The sequence below is a fragment of the Providencia sp. PROV208 genome (genome assembly GCF_028479465.1).
Lineage (GTDB): Bacteria > Pseudomonadota > Gammaproteobacteria > Enterobacterales > Enterobacteriaceae > Providencia > Providencia alcalifaciens.
The window spans coordinates 16,052-35,999 of the sequence record NZ_JAMPNS010000019.1 but is presented as its reverse complement, the minus strand read 5'-3'; the positions used below and the strand labels follow the sequence as shown (position 1 = coordinate 35,999).

Below are 19,948 nucleotides of genomic sequence, written 5' to 3'. Positions count from 1 at the left end.
ACGAATGACAACCCGCTGCTTTCTAATCCCGAAGATTACAGAATTGTAGATGACGCCTAACGCTAGGTGGGGAATGGCTCTCTTCACGGTTTGCTCTATATATAATAAATAGCCTAGTGCAAAAGATAGCGAATGACGCTAAAGAAAGAAATACAAAAAAGAGAGGCTCAATCACGACAGGGACAAGAGTGAGGAGTGATTTTGAACTTAATTCGCAGGTTGAAAGCTTTACAGGCTCACTACCTTCTTTATTTGCATCAGAAAAATAAGTATCTGAATGAAGCTGAAGGTGTTCAGCAGAAAGAGGAGAAAACATGGACGTCGAGGTAAACATGGAGGCGAATACGCGCTCTCCGACAGCTCTTTGGTTCATACAAAGCAGCACCATCAGACAGGCAAGCAATACTAATCCTTTACCTAACTTCATCGACCTATTCATGTCTGTCTCAGTTTATCTTCCTGAATTCTCAATAATTAGATAATTAAGTTAATAGAAGGTTACATATTACACAGCCAAATAAGCAACACAAGCAGCATCATTTAACTTTACAAATAACGCCCCTTAAAAAACTCACTATTTTTTGCATTTTTTCTTAAAAGCGGCACGGAACTTGCAATCTATTTAGTGAATAGAAAAAAGAAATTATTTTGCACACTTTCGGTGCACGATAATCAAGTTTAGGTAGTTTGTCGTTTTATTAGTGCCGCAGCTCACAACTGCCTAAATAATATGCGAGACAGCTCCCGAATTTAAAACAATTCATTTTCAAAACTCATATTTTTTAATTACTTTTTAACAATAATAAAACATACAGCCGATGATCGTGCCATGATTAAAACCTCACGAAACATCTGCAAACACAACACCACAAAACCAAAATAATTCGAGCAATATGTTGTTAGAACACAGAACTCGAAATATGGCGGATTGACACCGATGTTCTAAAGGAGCTGTAATTATGCGTATTAGCAAGCTTGTTTTAACAATGATGCTTTTGGGTGCGACCTGCGCAGTTCAAGCAGAAGAATTAAACGGTACTCTGAAGAAAATCAAAGATAATGGCGTGATTGTGGTGGGTCACCGCGAGTCATCTGTGCCATTCTCTTACTATGATAATAATCAGAAAGTTGTTGGCTACTCACAAGATTATTCCAATCTCATTGTTGATGCAGTGAAAAAGAAACTCAATATGCCTGATTTACAGGTGAAGTTGATTCCTATCACGTCACAAAACCGTATCCCATTACTGCAAAACGGCACATTTGACTTCGAATGTGGCTCGACAACAAATAACCTAGAGAGACAAAAGCAAGCCGCATTCTCCAATACTATTTTCGTTGTTGGTACTCGACTGCTGGCGAAAAAAGACTCTGGCATCAAAGACTTTGCTGATTTAGCTGGCAAAAACGTCGTTGTGACCTCAGGTACAACGTCGGAAGTGATTCTGAATAAGCTAAATGACGAGAAAAATATGAAGATGCGCATTATCAGTGCTAAAGACCACGGTGACTCATTCCGTACTTTAGAATCTGGTCGTGCTGTTGCCTTTATGATGGACGATGCCCTATTAGCCGGTGAACGCGCAAAAGCGAAACAACCGGATATCTGGGAAATTGTAGCAAAACCGCAAACTGAAGAAGCTTACGGCTGTATGCTGCGTAAAGATGACCCACAATTCAAAGCATTAGTCGATGATACTATCTCAACTGCACAAAAATCTGGTGCAGCAGAGAAATCATTCGACCGCTGGTTCAATCAACCAATCCCACCGAAGAACCTGAATCTGAAGTTTACGTTATCTGATGAAATGAAAGCGCTGTTCAAATCACCAAACGATAAAGCATTAAACTAATAAAAAAGACAAACAGGGTGTTACTGAAGTAGGAGTCGCAAGGCGGTCGTTCCCGCCTTGCTTTCTCTTATTGCGGTATTCGGGACAATCAAATTGCCCACAGGAAGTCATATTATGTCAATTAATTGGAATTGGGGGATATTCCTTGAGAATGCCCCATTTGGGAATACCACCTATTTAGGGTGGCTAATATCTGGCTTACCTATTTAGGGTGGCTAATATCTGGCTTAGAAGTCACCGTCACGCTATCCATCTGCGCATGGATCATTGCATTTCTCGTTGGCTCGTTCTTTGGTATTTTACGTACCGTCCCCAACCGGTTCTTAGCTTTCTTAGGAACGGCTTACGTTGAATTATTCCGTAACGTGCCGCTTATCGTTCAGTTCTTCACTTGGTATTTAGTGATCCCTGAACTGCTGCCTCAATCCATCGGCGACTGGTTTAAAATGGAGTTAGATCCTAACTACCAGTTTTTCCTCTCCTCTATGCTATGCCTTGGTTTATTCACCGCTGCGCGAATGACTGAGCAAGTTCGTGCTGCTATTCAGTCCTTACCTAGAGGACAACGCAATGCAGCACTCGCGATGGGGCTGACACTACCGCAAACATACCGTTATGTACTGTTACCGAATGCTTATCGCGTTATTTTACCGCCGATGACTTCGGAAATGCTGAACTTGGTGAAAAACTCCGCTATCGCCTCCACTATCGGGTTAGTGGATATGGCGGCACAAGCAGGAAAATTACTCGATTACTCCGCCCATGCTTGGGAATCTTTCACAGCAATCACGCTCGCATATGTCGGTATCAACTTGATTATTATGCTGCTAATGAGCTTGCTTGAACGCAAAGTGCGCTTACCCGGCACACTAGGAGGACGCTAAGATGGCTTATCAATTTGATTGGAGTTCCATTGAGCCAAGCATCCCATTCTTAGTGGATGGCTTTATTATCACAGCCAAAATTACGGCAGCTGCCATTGTGGTTGGTATTTTATGGGGAACCGTACTGGCAGTCATGCGATTATCCAGTATTAAACCTCTGCGTTGGCTGGCGGCGTTTTACGTCAACACCTTCCGGTCAGTACCATTAGTTATGGTACTGTTTTGGTTCTATTTAGTTGTGCCTAACATATTACAAAATGTTCTAGGCTTATCACCAAAAAATGATATTCGTTTAATATCCGCAGTGGTAGCCTTCTGTCTTTTTGAAGCGGCTTACTACTCTGAAATTATCCGTGCAGGTATTCAAAGTATCTCGAAAGGTCAGGCAAGCGCCTCCCTCGCTTTAGGTATGACCCAAATGCAAACCATGCGTTTAGTCGTCTTACCGCAAGCGTTCAGAGCGATGGTGCCATTATTGCTGACCCAAGGTATTGTATTATTCCAAGATACCTCATTAGTGTATGTTCTTGGGTTGACCGACTTTTTCAGAACCGCGACCAATATTGGTGAGCGTGACGGTACACAAGTCGAGATGATACTCTTTGCAGGTCTCATCTATTTTATTTTCAGTTTCGGCGCTTCAATGCTGGTGAATTATCTTAAGAAAAGGACTGTTTCATGATTACCCTGAAAAATGTATCTAAATGGTATGGCCAATTTCAGGTGCTCACAGATTGCACAACTGAGGTCAAAAAAGGCGAAGTTGTCGTTGTATGCGGGCCGTCTGGTTCTGGTAAATCCACATTAATAAAAACAGTAAATGGGTTGGAGCCAATTCAACAGGGTGAAATTTTCGTTAACGATATCCAAGTTAATAATAAAAAAACTGACCTTGCGAAGCTGCGCTCAAAAGTGGGGATGGTATTCCAGCACTTTGAGCTATTCCCACACCTTTCCATTATTGAAAACCTAACCTTAGCGCAAGTTAAAGTGCTAAACCGTGACAAAAAAGCGGCAGAAGCTAAAGGATTAAAACTACTGGAGCGTGTTGGTTTAGCAAGCCATGCCAACAAATTTCCAGCGCAATTATCCGGTGGTCAGCAGCAACGTGTCGCCATCGCCCGTGCATTGTGTATGGACCCCATTGCTATGCTGTTTGATGAACCAACATCCGCCCTAGACCCAGAAATGATTAACGAAGTGCTGGATGTTATGGTTGAGCTGGCTAACGAAGGCATGACCATGATGGTCGTCACCCATGAAATGGGCTTTGCAAAGAAAGTTGCCAATCGCGTTATTTTTATGGATGAAGGGAAAATCATCGAAGACAGTAAAAAAGAAGATTTCTTCGCGAATCCTAAATCTGATCGTGCGAAAGATTTCTTAGCAAAAATATTACATTAATCGCCCTTTGAGTTGCAGAAAGTCCGACAGGGCTTTTTGCAACTTTTCTCTCAGCTTTCCTTACCGACACAAAATTCACCTCGTTTTCTTAATTGGCACTTTTCCGCGCTTGAAATCTCTTAAAAAATTCTCTAACGTGTTCTAAGTTCAAATAAAATTGCGAACAAAGCAAATTCACCCTGAAATAGTTCAAGTTTTAGGTAGAAAATTGAATTATGATAGGCGATAAGCTTGTTATTTTGTGCGCGCTCTTAGTTTCAACAACGTATGGCAATATCAACGTATCGCCAACCACTATGTAGCACAAAATATAACAAACAGCTGAAACAGCAAGACCAAGTCCCTGTAAATTCATCTAATCGACGATTCATCGTTTTTTACAGACACAATGGCTTTCGGCATTGTTGTTTTCATGTGTGATCCGCTATGCTATGCGGATCCATTTTATAGACAAGACATTCACCAGCTACAGGCTAACCCTGTAGCGATTATTCACCATAGGATTATCGGTGCCATGCAAGAACAATATCGTCCAGAAGATATAGAGCCTAAAGTACAGCGTCACTGGGATGAACACCAAACGTTCAAAGTGACAGAAGACAACAGCAAAGAGAAATACTACTGCCTGTCCATGCTACCTTACCCTTCTGGTCGACTACACATGGGCCACGTTCGTAACTACACCATTGGTGACGTGATCTCCCGCTACCAGCGCATGCTGGGTAAAAACGTTCTGCAACCAATTGGTTGGGATGCGTTTGGTCTGCCAGCTGAAGGTGCTGCTGTTAAAAATAACACCGCACCTGCACCATGGACTTACGCCAATATCGATTACATGAAAGGTCAGCTGAAAATGCTGGGCTTCGGTTACGATTGGAACCGCGAAGTGACCACCTGTACACCAGAATACTACCGTTGGGAACAGTGGTTCTTCACTAAGCTGTATGAAAAAGGCTTAGTGTATAAGAAAACCTCTGCAGTGAACTGGTGTCCACACGACTTAACCGTTCTCGCAAACGAACAAGTTATCGACGGCTGCTGCTGGCGCTGCGATAGCCAAGTTGAGCGTAAAGAGATCCCTCAGTGGTTTATCAAAATCACCGACTACGCTGAAGAGCTGCTCAATGACTTGGACAAACTGGAAGATTGGCCAGAACAAGTTAAAACCATGCAGCGCAACTGGATTGGTCGCTCAGAAGGTGTGGAAATCACTTTTGATGTTGCCGACCGTGCAGAGAAATTAACTGTCTACACCACCCGCCCAGATACCTTTATGGGAGCGACCTATGTAGCGGTTGCAGCAGGTCACCCATTAGCGCAAGAAGCTGCCAAAGCGAATAGCGAATTAGCCGACTTTATCGATGAGTGCCGTAATACCAAAACTGCGGAAGCGGATATGGCAACCATGGAGAAAAAAGGTCTGGCAACAGGTCTGTATGTCGTTCATCCATTAACCCAAGAAAAATTACCAATTTGGGTCGCGAACTTTGTTCTGATGGAATACGGTACAGGCGCAGTGATGGCCGTTCCAGCTCATGACCAACGTGACTGGGAATTTGCTCATAAATACAATCTGCCAATCAAAGCAGTGATTGCAGATGCTGAAGGCAACACGCCTGACTTATCTCAAGAAGCGATGACTGAGAAAAATGCCCTTATCAACTCAGGTGAGTTTACTGGTTTAAGCAACGAAGCTGGCTTCAATGCTATTGCAGATAAACTAGTTTCGCTTGGTGCGGGTCAACGCAAAGTCAATTATCGTTTACGTGACTGGGGTGTTTCCCGTCAACGTTACTGGGGCGCGCCAATTCCAATGGCGACCTTAGAAGACGGTACCGTTGTTCCTGTTCCTGAAGATCAATTACCGGTTATTTTACCGGAAGATGTCACCATGAACGGCATCACTAGCCCGATTAAAGCGGATCCTGAGTGGGCAAAAACGACGATTAATGGTCAACCAGCGCTGCGTGAAACCGATACGTTCGATACCTTTATGGAATCATCTTGGTACTACGCTCGTTACACTTGCCCACAATACGATGATGGCATGTTGAACCCAGAAGCAGCAAACTACTGGCTGCCAGTGGATCAATACATCGGCGGTATTGAACACGCCATCATGCACTTAATGTATTTCCGCTTCTTCCACAAATTAATGCGTGATGCAGGTCTGGTGAACTCTGATGAGCCAGCAAAACGTTTACTGTGCCAAGGTATGGTGCTGGCTGATGCCTTCTACTACACCGGTAGCGATGGTCAGCGCGTGTGGGTTTCTCCTGCGGATGCAATTGTTGAACGTGATGACAAAAACCGTATTACTAAAGCGGTAGACCGCGAAGGCCATGAACTGGTTTATACTGGTATGAGCAAGATGTCTAAATCTAAGAACAACGGTATCGACCCGCAATTAATGGTCGAAAAATACGGTGCTGATACCGTCCGTCTGTTCATGATGTTTGCAGCGCCACCAGAATTAACCCTTGAATGGCAAGAATCTAGCGTTGAAGGAGCTAACCGTTTCGTTCGTCGTGTATGGCGTTTAGTCCACGAGCACGCACAAAAAGGTGCTACTCAGCCATTAGACATCAGTGCATTAACGGCAGAACAAAAAGATTTACGTCGTGATCTCCATAAGACTATCGCGAAAGTGACTGACGATGTGGGTCGCCGTTATGCTTTCAACACGGCTATCGCGGCTATTATGGAGTTTATGAACAAATTAGTTCGTGCTCCACAAGATACAGAGCAAGATCGCGCTTTAGTTCAAGAGTCTTTAGATGCGATTACCCTGATGTTATCACCAATCATTCCACACGCTTGTTTCGAAATGTGGAAAGCATTAGGTCACAACGAAGATATCGACTTTGCAAACTGGCCTGTAGCAGATGAAAAAGCCATGATTGACGATACAAAACTGGTCGTTGTTCAAGTTAACGGTAAAGTGCGTGGTCGTATTACGGTTCCTGCGGATGCTAACCAAGAATTCGTTCAGGAAATGGCATCACAAGAAGCAAGCGTCACTAAATACCTTGAAGGCGTGAGCATCCGTAAAGTCATTTATGTACCAGGTAAATTACTGAACTTAGTTGTTGGCTGATAAGGAGCCCAAGTGCGCTATCTGATAACTCTATTTCTCAGCCTGTCGGTGCTTGTCACCGCAGGTTGCGGTTTTCGTCTTCAAGGGACAACTCAACTTCCTGAAGAATTGAAAACGTTACAATTAAGTTCTGGCGACCCATACAGTTACCAAACGCGTGTGGTCAGAGAACAGCTTCGACTCAATAACGTAACCTTGTTAGATTCCGGTCGTGCTGATGTGCCTATTTTAAAACTGGTAGGCTCAACAGAAAGCACGGATACCGTTTCGATTTACCAAGATGGTAAAGCGGCGGAAAAACAACTGACATTGGTCATGAAGGCACAAGTATTAATGCCTGATGGCGCTATTTATCCGCTGGAAACCAAAGTTGTGCGGACTTTCTTTGATAACCCGTTAGAAGCGCTCGCTAAAGATGCTGAGAACGAGATTGTGAAGCAAGAGATGCAACAACAAGCAGCACGTAACATTGTGCGCAAATTGCTTCTGGTTCACAGCGCTGAGTTAGAAAAAGCGAAAGCAAAAGCGGCTGAGAAACCTGTTGCCGAATAATGATACGCATTTATCCTGAACAGCTGGCCTCTTCGTTACAAGAGTCTCTAAGAGGCCGCTATCTCATTTGGGGCTCCGAGCCCCTTCTTATTCAAGAAAGCCAAGATGCTATTCGCCTAGCTGCTCGCCAGCAAGGATTTGAAGAGCATTTTACTTTCGCGTTAGAGCAAAATACCGATTGGGACGAGATTTTTAGTCTCTGTCAGGCGCTAAGCCTTTTCGCTAGCCGGCAAATGCTCACCTTATTTTTACCTGAAAATGGTCCCAATGCCGCAATGGCGGATAAACTCGCTCAGCTGGCAAGTTTGCTTCACCCAGATCTACTGTTAGTCCTGCGAGGACATAAACTGACTAAAGCACAAGAAAACAGTGCTTGGTTCAAAGCGATTAGCCAAGATAGTGTCTATGTCAGTTGCTTAACACCTGAGTACCAACGCTTACCTCAGTGGGTATCTAAGCGTGCTAGTCAGATGAGACTCGCATTAGAAACAGAGGCAAATCAGCTACTGTGTTACTGTTATGAAGGGAACTTACTGGGGCTTGCTCAAGCGTTAGAACGCTTATCACTGCTCTACCCTGACGGTAAACTGACCTACCCTCGCGTCGAAAGCGCAGTTAATGATTCTGCGCATTTTACGCCCTATCATTGGGTTGATGCGATTTTAGCGGGAAAACCTCGCCGTTCATGGCATATCCTTGAGCAGCTCAAGCAAGAAGATGTTGAACCCGTGATTTTGCTGCGCGCTATTCAACGTGAACTCATGTTATTGATTACGTTAAAACGTCAGTCTACGAGCACGCCATTGAAAACCTTATTCGACCAGCATAAAGTCTGGCAAAACCGCCGAGGTTTGTTAGGTGAAGCACTCCAACGTTTGAGCCTACATCAATTACAATCTGCCTTGATGTTACTCACTCAAGCGGAAATTCATACTAAGCAAGATTTCTCTCACTCTTCATGGCCAGACTTACAGTCTCTCTCCATGGTGTTGTGTGGTAAAACGGATGCGGAACATTTTATTCAGCATCCATAATGCACGATGTATAGATAAGTCACCTGATATCAATAGGTAACGAACAATGAACGCGAAACCACAAGGTCTACAAGCACTCTTTGGCGGAACATTTGACCCGATTCATTATGGACACCTGCGCCCTGTTGAAGCACTCGCAAAACAAGTCGGATTGCAAAAAGTAATTTTGCTTCCCAATCACGTTCCTCCGCATCGACCTCAACCTGAAGCAAGCCCTGCCCAGCGTTTAGAAATGGTAAAACTCGCAATTCAAGATAACCCATTGTTCTCTGTTGATACCCGTGAACTACGACGTGATACGCCTTCTTTTACGCTTGAAACACTGAGTGAATTACGCCAAGAGTTAGGAGAGCAGCAACCTCTTGCGTTCATTATTGGGCAAGATTCTCTTCTATCCATCAACACGTGGCATGGTTGGACTCAGCTATTAGATAAATGCCATTTACTCGTTTGTGCAAGACCCGGTTATGCAACGCATTTCGATGACCCCGATATGCAGCAATGGCTGCAACAGCATCAAGTCACAGAACCGCAAATATTGAGCGAGACACCGAGTGGTTCAATTTTCATTGGTGACACTCCACTGGTGAATATTTCTGCCACTGAAATCCGGGAACAACTGGGTTTAGGACAGGCTTGTGATGATTTATTGCCGCGCGCTGTTTACCACTATATTCAGCAGCAGAATTTGTATCAAAAATAAGCAGCTTTATTTCGACTATTCGAATGGAAATATCAATAAATAATTGATTCTCTTTTATTCGCTTATTTTCAATTTAATTAATTGCACAACCCCACGCATATTCTAGAATATGGGTACGCGAGAGGTAGCGATATTTTGTTTGTAAAGTTACGATAATTATCTTGCCGAATGGATAAGATATCCCTATAAATTGCCCTCTTACATCAATAAAAAATAATTTAGCCGATTTTTCCGAAAATCTGGGGTAAAATAGCGGCGCTTTATTGGGGGATATCTCCCCTGAAAGTACAGCGATAAATCGTGTTTAACAAGAGATTCTCTCAATTTGAATAAAGGTGAACCTTTTGCAAGGAACTGAACTCCAAAAATTTATTATCGATCAACTTGAAGATGCGAAAGCAGAAGATATTACATCGATCGATGTCCATGGGAAATCAAGTGTTACCGACCAAATGATTATCTGCACAGGGACTTCAAGCCGTCATCTCATGTCCGTTGCTGATCGTTTAATCGATGCATGCCGTAAACAGGGTTTGATGCCTTTAGGTGTAGAAGGCCAAGGTATTTCAGACTGGATTGTTGTCGACCTTGGTGATGCCATTGTGCATATCATGCAAGATGAAAGTCGCCGCATGTACGAACTAGAAAAACTCTGGAGCTGAGTTTGAAATTACAGCTCATCGCCGTCGGTACAAAAATGCCGGACTGGGTACAGACCGGCTTTATGGATTATCTTCACCGTTTTCCTAAAGATATGCCTTTCGAGTTAACCGAAATTCCCGCAGGAAAACGAGGAAAAAATGCAGACATCAAGCGTATTCTCGAAAAAGAAGGCGAATTGATGCTTGCTGCTGTTGGTAAAGGCAATCGCATCGTGACATTGGATATTCCAGGGGATCGTTGGGACACACCTAAACTTGCCGTTCAGCTGGATAAATGGAAACAAGATGGTCGTAATGTCAGTTTATTAATCGGTGGACCGGAAGGACTTGCACCTGCGTGTAAAGATGCTGCAGAGCAAAGCTGGTCGCTATCACCGTTAACACTACCCCATCCGCTCGTTCGCGTCCTTGTTGCCGAAAGTCTTTATCGGGCATGGAGTATTACGACTAATCATCCGTATCATCGGGAATAGTTAGGAATTAATTTGTACACAATGGCAATGGGATGAAACAACAACGCACCCCTTTTCGCGACCATACCGCAGAATCAGTTTTGTTTATTCGCCGAGCATTAATTGCTTTCGGCGTCATTGTCATACTTACCTCAATCCTCGTGACCAATTTGTATCATTTACAAATTGTCCGTCATGAAGATTACCAAACTCGCTCCAATGATAACCGCATTAAATTGGTGCCAATTGCCCCTAGCCGCGGCATTATTTATGATCGTAAAGGTACTCAGTTAGCCCTTAACAGCACTTTTTATCAGTTAGAAATCGTGCCTGAGAAAGTGGAAAACTTGCAGGAAACCCTCGACAAATTACGCGATGTGGTCGACCTCACAGACGAAGACATCACAAACTTCGAAAAAGAGCGTAAACGCTCCCGCCGCTTTACCTCAATTGCACTGAAAACTCAGCTGAACGAAGTTCAGGTAGCGCGTTTTGCGGTCAATCAGTACCGCTTTCCGGGATTAGAAGTCAAAAGCTATCAACGCCGTTCATATCCATACGGTTCAGCATTAACCCATGTCATTGGCTATGTTGCAAAAATTAACGATAAAGACGTTGAGCGCCTCGATAAAGATGGCTTGCTACCAAACTATGCCGCCAGTCATGATATCGGAAAATTAGGTATTGAGCGTTATTACGAAGACGTGTTGCACGGCAAAACAGGCTACGAAGAAGTTGAGGTGAATAGCCGAGGTAGAGTTATTCGTCAACTTCACGAACAACCACCTCAAGCAGGTCGCGATGTCTATTTAACTATCGACCTTGAATTACAGACCTACATCGAAAAAATTCTGACCACCAGCCGTGCTGCGGTCGTGGTTACCGACCCTCGTAATGGCGAAATCCTCGCTTTGGTATCAACACCTAGTTACGATTCAAACTTGTTTGTGAACGGAATTTCCAGCAAAGATTATCAAGAGCTACTAAATAACCCTAATAGACCGCTGATCAACCGAGCAACTCAGGGCTTATATCCACCCGCATCCACGGTGAAACCATTCATTTCAGTGGCAGCCTTGAGTGAAAAAGTGATTACACCGAATACCACTATCTATGATCCAGGTTGGTGGCAGCTCCCCGGCTCTGAAAAACGTTATCGTGACTGGAAGCGTTGGGGACACGGCAAACTGAATGTGGTCAAATCCATCATTGAATCTGCCGATACCTTCTTCTATCAAGTGGCTTATGACATGGGGATTGATCGCCTGTCTGATTGGATGACTCGTTTTGGTTATGGCGAATACACTGGTATCGACCTTTCCGAAGAGCGTCAAGGTATTATGCCAACTCGTGAGTGGAAGCAAAAACGCTATAAAAAACCTTGGTATCAAGGGGATACTATCCCTGTTGGGATCGGTCAAGGCTATTGGACATCAACGCCAATTCAAATGTCTAAGGCGCTGATGACATTAATCAATGATGGTAAAGTGAAAACGCCACATTTGCTGTATGGAACTAAACTCGGCAATGCCATGGTACCTTATGAAGATAAAGAAACCCGCCAGATTGGTGATATCCACTCAGGTTATTGGGAGCTAGCTAAGACGGGTATGTATGGTGTCGCCAATGCGCCGAATGGTACGGGTAAACGCAGCTTTGTTGGCACACCATATAAAGTGGCAGCGAAATCAGGAACAGCCCAAGTATTTAGCTACGAAACCTATAACGCAAGCAAATTAGCGGAACACCTGCGCGACCATAAACTCATGATTGCGTATGCCCCTTACGATAACCCCACAATTGCCGTTGCGATTATTTTAGAGAACGGTGGTGCAGGTCCTGCGGTCGGTGATATTGTTCGCCAAATCTTTGACCATGTCCTGTTAGGTGATAACAAGACCCAAGTTGAAACCTCGGGTGCCAGCGCAGAGGAAGATCGTTAATCATGACAGACGATAAACGAAAACTATCACTATCAACACGTCTGCACATTGATGTGCCAATGTTATTGATTATCATAGCATTGCTCGCGTATAGCGCATTTATTATGTGGAGTGCTAGCGGGCTAGACCCAGATATGATGGAAAGAAAATTAGGGCAAATTTTTTCTGGCTTCGTAGTCATGATCGTGATGGCGCAAATCCCCCCACGAATGTATGAAAGCCTTGCGCCACATCTGTTTATTTTCTGTGTCATATTATTGGTTTTTGTCGATGTATTTGGGCAAATCAGTAAAGGGGCTCAACGTTGGCTCGACCTAGGTTTTGTGCGTTTCCAACCATCGGAAATTGCTAAAATTGCCGTCCCCTTAATGGTGGCTCGCTTTATGAACCGAGATACATGCCCGCCTTCATTTAAAAACACCTGTATTGCACTTGTCTTTATCTTCGTTCCAACGTTGCTCGTCGCAGCACAACCGGATCTCGGTACTTCAATTCTCGTTGCCGCATCAGGTCTATTTGTTCTATTCCTAGCAGGAATGAGCTGGCGATTGATTGCCGTTGCTGCCGTTGCGCTCGCCGCCTTTATCCCAATGCTTTGGTTCTTCTTAATGCATGATTACCAACGTGCACGAGTCATGATGTTACTTGACCCAGAAAGCGACCCACTCGGTAAGGGATACCATATTATCCAGTCCAAAATTGCCATTGGCTCCGGTGGGTTAATGGGAAAAGGCTGGCTGGAAGGCACTCAATCCCAGCTAGAATTCTTACCTGAACGACACACTGATTTTATCTTCGCTGTATTAGCCGAAGAACTCGGACTCATTGGTGTATTAGTCTTACTGGCGCTCTACATTTTGCTCATCATTCGTGGGCTCTATATCGCCGCGAGTGCGCAAAACACCTTCGGGCGAGTCATGGTCGGTGGATTAATCCTAATCCTATTTGTGTATGTGTTTGTTAATATTGGCATGGTCAGCGGCATCTTGCCTGTCGTTGGTGTTCCCCTTCCCTTAGTCAGTTATGGTGGCTCCGCCTTAATTGTTTTAATGGCTGGATTCGGTATTATCATGTCTATCCATACCCACAGAAAATTTCTATCTAAGAGTTTATAACATGAGGCTTAGTATGCGTTTACAATGGATTATGCTCGCCATGGCAACCACATTGCTCAGTGGTTGTATTAACGAAGACGTTAAGCAGCAGCCAACAGTACCAACCAATATCCCAACACAAGATGTCTTGGGTGCTGAGCCACATTATGAACCTTATCACCCAACGGCGAATAATGATTACCAACGTAATGGTAAACAGTATCAAATCGTGCGTGATCCGGCGCAGTACTCTCAAGTTGGTTACGCATCAATTTATGGACAAGAAGCCTCTGGTCAACTGACAGCCATTGGTGAACGAGCGAACCCAGTAGAGTTAACAGCTGCTCACCCAACCCTGCCAATTCCAAGTTATGCACGTATTACCAATATGATGAATGGTCGCATGATGGTGGTGCGTATTAATGACCGGGGTCCATATACACCGGGTAAAAGCATTGCCGTATCTCGTGCGGTTGCAGATCGCTTAAATCTGATGACAACGACAAAGATTAAAATTGATGCTATTCAAGTTGCACCCGATGGCAGCTTATCGGGTCCCGGTACAGTAGGTTCAAACTTTGTTAAGCAAAGTTATGCGCTCCCCGACCGCCCACAGTTAGGGTCTGGTCCATTAGGCACGCCAGTGATGCAAGAATCCCCAGCACCAACAAATTCACTGCCCGTCCAACAACCTGTTGAACCTATGCAACCGACAATGCCTGATATGAACATCAAGCCGCAGGAACCGCAAGCTGCGCCACAAGCAACCGCAACAGAATCGGTCCCTGAGCGTGGATTTTTAGTCCAAGCTGGTGCTATCAGTAGTAAAGCGAATGCACAAAGCATGTTAGACAATTTAAAAAACCAGTTTAAGGTTCCAGGACGCCTGCAACCCTACAATGGCATCTACCGTGTTCAATTAGGACCTTTTGCAACCAGACAACAAGCCGTAGAGATTCAATCTCGCTTACAGTCCGAGCGTAATCAACAATCTATGGTTGTCGCGCCTTAGTCTCCCAATAGCCGAATAATTTACGTTGTAAGGGGAAATAAATCCTTATTTCCCCTGCAACTTGAAGTAGAACGGGTATAAACTAGCGTAAATTTACCTGCACAGCGCAAGAGCTTCTTTTATCTGCCTTTGAACTTTTGCTAAACTGCGCTTTCTTGTGTTAACCGAATGCCGGATATAATGATACAACCATGAAAAATGTCTTCCCATCACGCTATGTCTTTCTGTCACGCATTGCGCGCCAGACTGCCTTGGCTTCTGCACTGATCGTTTCTACTGCTAATTTTGCAAATGCAGATGAAGCATTTCCAAATACATCAATTCCCGCAGTGCCAGACATTGATGCGGCTGCCTATATCTTAATTGATTACAATTCAGGTAAAGTCCTTGCCGAAAGCAATGCAGACCAACGCCGCGATCCTGCCAGTTTGACCAAAATGATGACCAGCTACGTTATCGGTCAAGCCATTAAATCAGGCAAAATCGGTGCGAATGATATGGTTACGGTTGGCGATGATGCATGGGCGACAGGTAATCCAATCTTCAAAGGCTCATCATTAATGTTCTTAAAACCAGGGGATCGCGTGAGTGTTTCTCAGCTGACCCGTGGTATTAACTTACAGTCAGGTAACGATGCTTGTGTAGCAATGGCGGATTATGTTGCTGGTGATCAAGCTAACTTCGTTAACTTGATGAACACCTACGTAACTAAACTGGGTCTGCAAAATACCCACTTCCAAACGGTTCATGGTTTGGATGCCGCGGGTCAATACAGTTCTGCTCGCGATATGGCGTTGATTGGTCAAGCACTGATCCGTGATGTACCGGAAGAGTACGAAATTTACAAAGAAAAAGAGTTTACGTTTAATAATATCCGCCAAACTAACCGTAATGGTCTACTATGGGATAAAAGCCTCGCCGTTGATGGGATTAAAACCGGTCATACTGATGCAGCGGGTTATAACTTAGTGGCATCAGCGAAAGATGGCGATATGCGCCTGATCTCTGTTGTTATGGGTGGAAAAAGCAGTAAAGGTCGTGATGCAGAAAGCAAAAAACTGCTCACTTATGGCTTCCGCTTCTATGAAACAGTTAAGCCACTGCAAGCCGATGTTGAGTTCGCAACTGCTCCCGTTTGGTTTGGTGATGACAGCGAAGTTAAATTAGGCGTCGTTGAAGACCTTTACCTCACCATTCCTCGTGGTCGTTTAAAAGACTTGAAAGCAAGCTACGAATTAACCACAACTGAAATTGAAGCACCGCTGAAAAAAGGTCAGCAAGTCGGAACGATTAGCTTCCAATTAGACGGCAAAACAATTGAACAACGTCCTTTAACGGTATTAAAAGATGTTGAAGAAGGTGGCTTCTTCAGCCGCTTGATCGACTACATCAAACTATTATTCCATCGTTGGTTTAGTTAATACTTGAAATCGAAATAAGTTAACCCCATATAGTTTGTATCTGAAAGCCTGTAGTGAAATACAAACCCTAGTGGGGTCATGAATTGGCTGGCGAAATCTATTTTCTTCCAGCCAATTTTTATACAGGCGCTAATTAATCTTTTAGGAGTGCCCATGAAAACGAAATTAGGTGAACTGCTTGAGTTCCCATGTCCATTGACCTACAAAGTGATGGGCCTAGCGCAGCCAGAATTAGTTGACCAAGTCATTGAAGTTGTTCAACGCCATGCTCCGGGTGACTATGCACCGGATGTGAAACCGAGCAGCAAAGGTAACTACCACTCAGTTTCTATTACGATTAACGCGACTCACATTGAGCAAGTTGAAACGCTCTACACTGAGTTAGGCGCATTAGAATTAGTCAAAGTTGTCCTGTAATGAACAACGCAAAAAGCCGAGCCATGTGCTCGGTTTTTTATTGCTCGTAATGTTGAAATATACTGCAAAATAACACGTTTATAACAAGCTAAACTGGTGGTAAAGCTTTCACAGCGTTATACTGCCATTCATCTTTACAGCCTGTGGACACCGAATTTTGTCGAAGAATAGCATCATCATCCGCGACTTAGGTCTGGCTCCCTACGAGAGCACATCTGAGGCAATGCATCAATTTACTGAATCCCGTACTTCTGATACCTGCGACGAAATTTGGCTGGTACAGCACCCTTCTGTATTTACTCAAGGGCAAGCAGGTAAAGCTGAGCATGTTCTCGCGCCAGGAAACATTCCTGTCATCCAAAGCGATCGAGGTGGACAAGTGACGTATCATGGTCCCGGTCAGCAAGTGATGTATGTTATGGTGGATTTAAAGCGTAGCCATATTGGTGTCCGTGAACTGGTTAGTGCTCTAGAAACCTGCGTGGTGAATACCCTCGCTCATTTTAATATCAGTGCGTACCCACGCCCTGATGCCCCCGGAGTGTATGTCAATGGAGACAAAATCTGCTCCCTTGGTTTACGCATCCGCAAAGGCTGTTCGTTCCATGGATTGGCACTGAATGTTGATATGGATTTAGAGCCTTTTAATCGCATTAACCCCTGTGGTTATAGTGAGTTGAAAATGACACAAGTGCGAGCACTGTCGCCAAATATTACATTAAGCGATGTTCAACCAGTGCTTATTAGTCAGTTCTGTGACACACTTGGATTTCATATTGTTCAATAATAATGCTATAATTTTTTAACATTATTCAAAAAAATTTTAATGGCAAACAGATAACTGGAACCGGCACATTATGAGTAAACCAATTCAGATCGAGCGTGGAATTAAATATCGTGACGCCGATAAAATGGCACTGATCCCTGTTAAAAACGTGGTGACGGAACGTGAAGAAATTCTACGTAAACCTGACTGGATGAAAATCAGATTGCCAGCTGACTCTACGCGAATTCAAGGCATCAAAGCCGCAATGCGTAAAAATGGCCTGCACTCCGTCTGCGAAGAAGCGTCATGCCCTAACCTCTCTGAATGTTTTAACCACGGAACTGCCACCTTTATGATTTTAGGTGCAATCTGTACTCGCCGTTGCCCATTCTGTGATGTTGCCCACGGCCGCCCAAATGCCCCTGATGCCAATGAGCCTGAAAAATTAGCCCAAACTATCAAAGATATGGCTCTACGCTATGTGGTTATTACTTCCGTAGACCGTGATGATTTACGTGATGGCGGCGCACAGCATTTCGCTGACTGCATCAGTGCAATCAGAGAAAAAAACCCATCGATTAAAATTGAAACGCTTGTACCTGATTTCCGCGGCCGTATGGATCGCGCATTAGAAATCCTTACCGCTACGCCACCGGATGTGTTTAACCATAACCTTGAAAACGTTCCACGCATTTACCGCCAAGTTCGCCCTGGCGCTAACTATGAATGGTCCTTGAAATTGCTGGAAAAATTCAAAGAAGCACATCCAGAAATCCCAACAAAATCAGGTTTAATGGTTGGCTTAGGCGAAACCAATGAAGAAATTATCGAAGTTATGCGTGACTTACGTCGTCATGGCGTGACGATGTTAACATTGGGACAATACTTGCAGCCAAGCCGCCACCATTTACCCGTTAAGCGTTACGTCAGCCCTGCTGAGTTCGATGAAATGAAAGAAGCGGCTATGGATATGGGCTTCACACATGCAGCATGTGGTCCATTTGTGCGCTCTTCTTACCATGCTGACCTACAAGCAAAAGGCGAAGAAGTTAAATAATATTTACCATTTCACCCAACGATGCTTGCAGAGAAACCCTGATGATGCATATTGCACATTGGGGTTTTTTATTAATTATCTAATTTATCACCAATACAAATTATTATTCGATGAGTTTGACCCATAAAAAAACTCGCGCTAGCAATGCTAGTGCGAGTTTAGTGCTGTTCGTTTCTAAGTATTTAATTACAAAGAGACAACGTTAGCAGCTGATGGACCTTTCGCGCCTTCAGTGATTTCGAATTCGACTTTTTGGCCTTCTGCTAAGGTTTTGAAACCGTCGCCAGAAATCGCAGAGAAGTGAACAAAAACATCTTTGCTACCATCTTCTGGAGTGATGAAACCAAAACCTTTAGATTCATTGAACCACTTAACGTTACCTTTAACTTTAGACATCAAATTATTACCTTTAAAATAAAATAGACACACCATCTGTATCAAGCTCAGTACATCAGATATGTAACTTACTTGTCTACAACCTAGATCACGAAAATTGATTTAAATGATAAAAAAATATTATTTATCCACACTTTTCCCCAAAAAAACGGGAATAATTCTTATCAATAGTAATTAACGCAAAGATAAGTATTACTAATAGTTAATTTTTCAGCGTTTACTTCTCGTGAATAAGTAGCCAATCTTTAATATCCAAGCCCCCTGTGTAACCCACCAATTTTCCATCATGCCCCAACACACGATGACAAGGTACAATCAATGAAATAGGATTACGGGAATTTGCCATTCCTACAGCTCGGCAGTAGTTAACAGAACCTAATTTTAAGGCGAGATCTTTATAACTCCAGCGCTCACCATAAGGAATTTCGCACAAATGCTTCCAGACTTTTTTCTGAAACTCAGTACCTTGCGGATTCAGTGCGACAGAAAACACTTTCCGCTTATGATTGAAATATTCTTTTAACTCTTTAGCACACTGCTTTGAGAATTCGTTCTTCGACTCTTTCTCCGTTTTTTCATCAACAAAATAGATACTCGTCACACCTTCATCATCAGCCGTAATATGGATCCACGGTTTCGGAAAGTTTTCTGGGGCTACTAAATATTGATGGTACATAACATCTCCTCAAAAGGATTCACTTACCTGATTGTATATACAGTTATAAGGTAAATTATTTCTACTTTGCAATGATATTTTTTCTCAGTGTAGCTAACTGAATCATCTCCCCCTGAATTTTTTTATTTCCAATGTTAATAACAGCATAGCCAATAATTTGAATGATTATCATTCAAAATAAGAAATCACTATATATTGTGTGGTTGAAATATTTTTTATCAATATATAGGATCAAGCCATCTTAGATACACCACTATCACGTAACTACCACGTTCTGAAAATATTAAGGTGAAAAAAATGACTGAGATTACCATTTATAGTAAGCCTAACTGCGTCCAGTGTAATGCCACCTACCAAGCTTTTGAACGCAAGCAACTTCAATATAAAGTCATCGACCTATCTGAAGATAATCAAGCCATTGAATTTATAAAAGAACTAGGTTACCAACAACTTCCCGTTGTTATCGTGGGAGAGCAACATTGGTCAGGATTTCGCCCTGACAAAATCAATGCTTTGATTGAGTAA

Annotated in this window: 20 protein-coding genes and 1 pseudogene; 18 read left to right on the top strand and 3 right to left on the bottom strand. The window is 43.5% G+C overall.

The genetic code is table 11. The features are described 5' to 3' along the window. Positions 1 to 22 precede the first annotated feature (22 nt). The gene (locus tag PR766_RS15205) at positions 23 to 439 is read right to left on the bottom strand and encodes a hypothetical protein (protein WP_036978283.1); all 417 of its coding nucleotides are present in this window, start codon (positions 437 to 439) and stop codon (positions 23 to 25) included. 520 nt (positions 440 to 959) lie between these two features. Between PR766_RS15205 and PR766_RS15200 the strand changes: the two genes are divergently transcribed. From PR766_RS15200 to lipA, 17 genes and pseudogenes are all read left to right on the top strand, one after another. Continuing rightward, on the top strand, positions 960 to 1,853 hold the full coding sequence (locus PR766_RS15200; protein ID WP_006660952.1) for an amino acid ABC transporter substrate-binding protein: 894 nt from the start codon (positions 960 to 962) through the stop codon (positions 1,851 to 1,853). Between the two features lie 114 nt (positions 1,854 to 1,967). Continuing rightward, a pseudogene (locus PR766_RS15195) lies at positions 1,968 to 2,737 on the top strand (amino acid ABC transporter permease). A 1-nt stretch (position 2,738) separates the two neighbouring features. Continuing rightward, positions 2,739 to 3,419 (top strand): glutamate/aspartate ABC transporter permease GltK, encoded by a 681-nt coding sequence (gltK, locus tag PR766_RS15190; protein ID WP_006660949.1) that lies wholly within the window; start codon positions 2,739 to 2,741, stop codon positions 3,417 to 3,419. Further along, complete coding sequence (locus tag PR766_RS15185; protein ID WP_006660948.1) at positions 3,416 to 4,141, top strand: amino acid ABC transporter ATP-binding protein; 726 nt, start codon at positions 3,416 to 3,418, stop codon at positions 4,139 to 4,141. Before gltK ends, PR766_RS15185 begins: the two co-directional genes overlap by 4 nt. 514 nt (positions 4,142 to 4,655) lie before the next feature. Continuing rightward, complete coding sequence (leuS, locus tag PR766_RS15180; protein ID WP_036967912.1) at positions 4,656 to 7,238, top strand: leucine--tRNA ligase; 2,583 nt, start codon at positions 4,656 to 4,658, stop codon at positions 7,236 to 7,238. Between the two features lie 12 nt (positions 7,239 to 7,250). After that, the gene (lptE, locus tag PR766_RS15175) at positions 7,251 to 7,790 is read left to right on the top strand and encodes an LPS assembly lipoprotein LptE (RefSeq protein WP_036960188.1); all 540 of its coding nucleotides are present in this window, start codon (positions 7,251 to 7,253) and stop codon (positions 7,788 to 7,790) included. Then, entirely contained in the window at positions 7,790 to 8,824 is a 1,035-nt protein-coding gene (holA, locus tag PR766_RS15170; protein ID WP_006660945.1) for a DNA polymerase III subunit delta, read from the top strand. The genes lptE and holA overlap by 1 nt, the downstream gene beginning before the upstream one ends. A gap of 46 nt (positions 8,825 to 8,870) precedes the next feature. Next, a complete protein-coding gene (gene nadD / locus PR766_RS15165; protein WP_006662332.1) occupies positions 8,871 to 9,527 on the top strand; it encodes a nicotinate-nucleotide adenylyltransferase in 657 nt (218 codons plus the stop codon). A 335-nt stretch (positions 9,528 to 9,862) separates the two neighbouring features. After that, positions 9,863 to 10,189, top strand: coding sequence for a ribosome silencing factor (gene rsfS / locus PR766_RS15160; protein WP_006660943.1), 327 nt, complete (start codon positions 9,863 to 9,865; stop codon positions 10,187 to 10,189). Between the two features lie 2 nt (positions 10,190 to 10,191). Continuing rightward, the gene (rlmH, locus tag PR766_RS15155) at positions 10,192 to 10,662 is read left to right on the top strand and encodes a 23S rRNA (pseudouridine(1915)-N(3))-methyltransferase RlmH (protein WP_006660942.1); all 471 of its coding nucleotides are present in this window, start codon (positions 10,192 to 10,194) and stop codon (positions 10,660 to 10,662) included. A gap of 32 nt (positions 10,663 to 10,694) precedes the next feature. After that, entirely contained in the window at positions 10,695 to 12,584 is a 1,890-nt protein-coding gene (gene mrdA / locus PR766_RS15150; RefSeq protein ID WP_006660941.1) for a peptidoglycan DD-transpeptidase MrdA, read from the top strand. Positions 12,585 to 12,586: 2 nt separating this feature from the next. After that, positions 12,587 to 13,699 carry a peptidoglycan glycosyltransferase MrdB gene (gene mrdB / locus PR766_RS15145; RefSeq protein ID WP_006660940.1) on the top strand — a complete coding sequence of 371 codons (1,113 nt, stop codon included), beginning with the start codon at positions 12,587 to 12,589 and terminating at the stop codon, positions 13,697 to 13,699. A 13-nt stretch (positions 13,700 to 13,712) separates the two neighbouring features. Further along, a complete protein-coding gene (gene rlpA / locus PR766_RS15140) occupies positions 13,713 to 14,690 on the top strand; it encodes an endolytic peptidoglycan transglycosylase RlpA (protein WP_006662334.1) in 978 nt (325 codons plus the stop codon). Positions 14,691 to 14,881: 191 nt separating this feature from the next. After that, on the top strand, positions 14,882 to 16,111 hold the full coding sequence (gene dacA, locus PR766_RS15135) for a D-alanyl-D-alanine carboxypeptidase DacA (protein ID WP_006660938.1): 1,230 nt from the start codon (positions 14,882 to 14,884) through the stop codon (positions 16,109 to 16,111). Positions 16,112 to 16,264: 153 nt separating this feature from the next. Beyond that, positions 16,265 to 16,528 carry a DUF493 family protein YbeD gene (gene ybeD, locus PR766_RS15130; protein WP_006662335.1) on the top strand — a complete coding sequence of 88 codons (264 nt, stop codon included), beginning with the start codon at positions 16,265 to 16,267 and terminating at the stop codon, positions 16,526 to 16,528. A gap of 157 nt (positions 16,529 to 16,685) precedes the next feature. Further along, positions 16,686 to 17,315, top strand: coding sequence for a lipoyl(octanoyl) transferase LipB (gene lipB / locus PR766_RS15125; RefSeq protein ID WP_179897764.1), 630 nt, complete (start codon positions 16,686 to 16,688; stop codon positions 17,313 to 17,315). Positions 17,316 to 17,385: 70 nt separating this feature from the next. Next, complete coding sequence (gene lipA / locus PR766_RS15120; protein WP_036960179.1) at positions 17,386 to 18,351, top strand: lipoyl synthase; 966 nt, start codon at positions 17,386 to 17,388, stop codon at positions 18,349 to 18,351. Positions 18,352 to 18,537: 186 nt separating this feature from the next. Here lipA and cspE read toward each other — a convergent pair whose 3' ends face one another. Next, positions 18,538 to 18,747 (bottom strand): transcription antiterminator/RNA stability regulator CspE, encoded by a 210-nt coding sequence (gene cspE, locus PR766_RS15115; protein WP_006662336.1) that lies wholly within the window; start codon positions 18,745 to 18,747, stop codon positions 18,538 to 18,540. A gap of 217 nt (positions 18,748 to 18,964) precedes the next feature. Then, positions 18,965 to 19,423: a methylated-DNA--[protein]-cysteine S-methyltransferase gene (locus PR766_RS15110; protein WP_006660933.1), complete on the bottom strand. Its 459-nt coding sequence runs from the start codon at positions 19,421 to 19,423 to the stop codon at positions 18,965 to 18,967. Positions 19,424 to 19,720: 297 nt separating this feature from the next. On the opposite strand from PR766_RS15110, the gene nrdH reads away from it, so the two are divergent. Beyond that, positions 19,721 to 19,948, top strand: a complete 228-nt coding sequence (gene nrdH, locus PR766_RS15105; RefSeq protein ID WP_036978286.1) for a glutaredoxin-like protein NrdH — start codon at positions 19,721 to 19,723, stop codon at positions 19,946 to 19,948.

Coding starts and splice junctions, on each gene's coding strand:
- PR766_RS15205 (WP_036978283.1), bottom strand. CDS start 439: ATGAATAGGTCGATGAAGTTAGGTAAAGGATTAGTATTGCTTGCCTGT.
- PR766_RS15200 (WP_006660952.1), top strand. CDS start 960: ATGCGTATTAGCAAGCTTGTTTTAACAATGATGCTTTTGGGTGCGACC.
- gltK (WP_006660949.1), top strand. CDS start 2,739: ATGGCTTATCAATTTGATTGGAGTTCCATTGAGCCAAGCATCCCATTC.
- PR766_RS15185 (WP_006660948.1), top strand. CDS start 3,416: ATGATTACCCTGAAAAATGTATCTAAATGGTATGGCCAATTTCAGGTG.
- leuS (WP_036967912.1), top strand. CDS start 4,656: ATGCAAGAACAATATCGTCCAGAAGATATAGAGCCTAAAGTACAGCGT.
- holA (WP_006660945.1), top strand. CDS start 7,790: ATGATACGCATTTATCCTGAACAGCTGGCCTCTTCGTTACAAGAGTCT.
- nadD (WP_006662332.1), top strand. CDS start 8,871: ATGAACGCGAAACCACAAGGTCTACAAGCACTCTTTGGCGGAACATTT.
- mrdA (WP_006660941.1), top strand. CDS start 10,695: ATGAAACAACAACGCACCCCTTTTCGCGACCATACCGCAGAATCAGTT.
- mrdB (WP_006660940.1), top strand. CDS start 12,587: ATGACAGACGATAAACGAAAACTATCACTATCAACACGTCTGCACATT.
- rlpA (WP_006662334.1), top strand. CDS start 13,713: ATGCGTTTACAATGGATTATGCTCGCCATGGCAACCACATTGCTCAGT.
- dacA (WP_006660938.1), top strand. CDS start 14,882: ATGAAAAATGTCTTCCCATCACGCTATGTCTTTCTGTCACGCATTGCG.
- ybeD (WP_006662335.1), top strand. CDS start 16,265: ATGAAAACGAAATTAGGTGAACTGCTTGAGTTCCCATGTCCATTGACC.
- lipA (WP_036960179.1), top strand. CDS start 17,386: ATGAGTAAACCAATTCAGATCGAGCGTGGAATTAAATATCGTGACGCC.
- cspE (WP_006662336.1), bottom strand. CDS start 18,747: ATGTCTAAAGTTAAAGGTAACGTTAAGTGGTTCAATGAATCTAAAGGT.
- PR766_RS15110 (WP_006660933.1), bottom strand. CDS start 19,423: ATGTACCATCAATATTTAGTAGCCCCAGAAAACTTTCCGAAACCGTGG.
- nrdH (WP_036978286.1), top strand. CDS start 19,721: ATGACTGAGATTACCATTTATAGTAAGCCTAACTGCGTCCAGTGTAAT.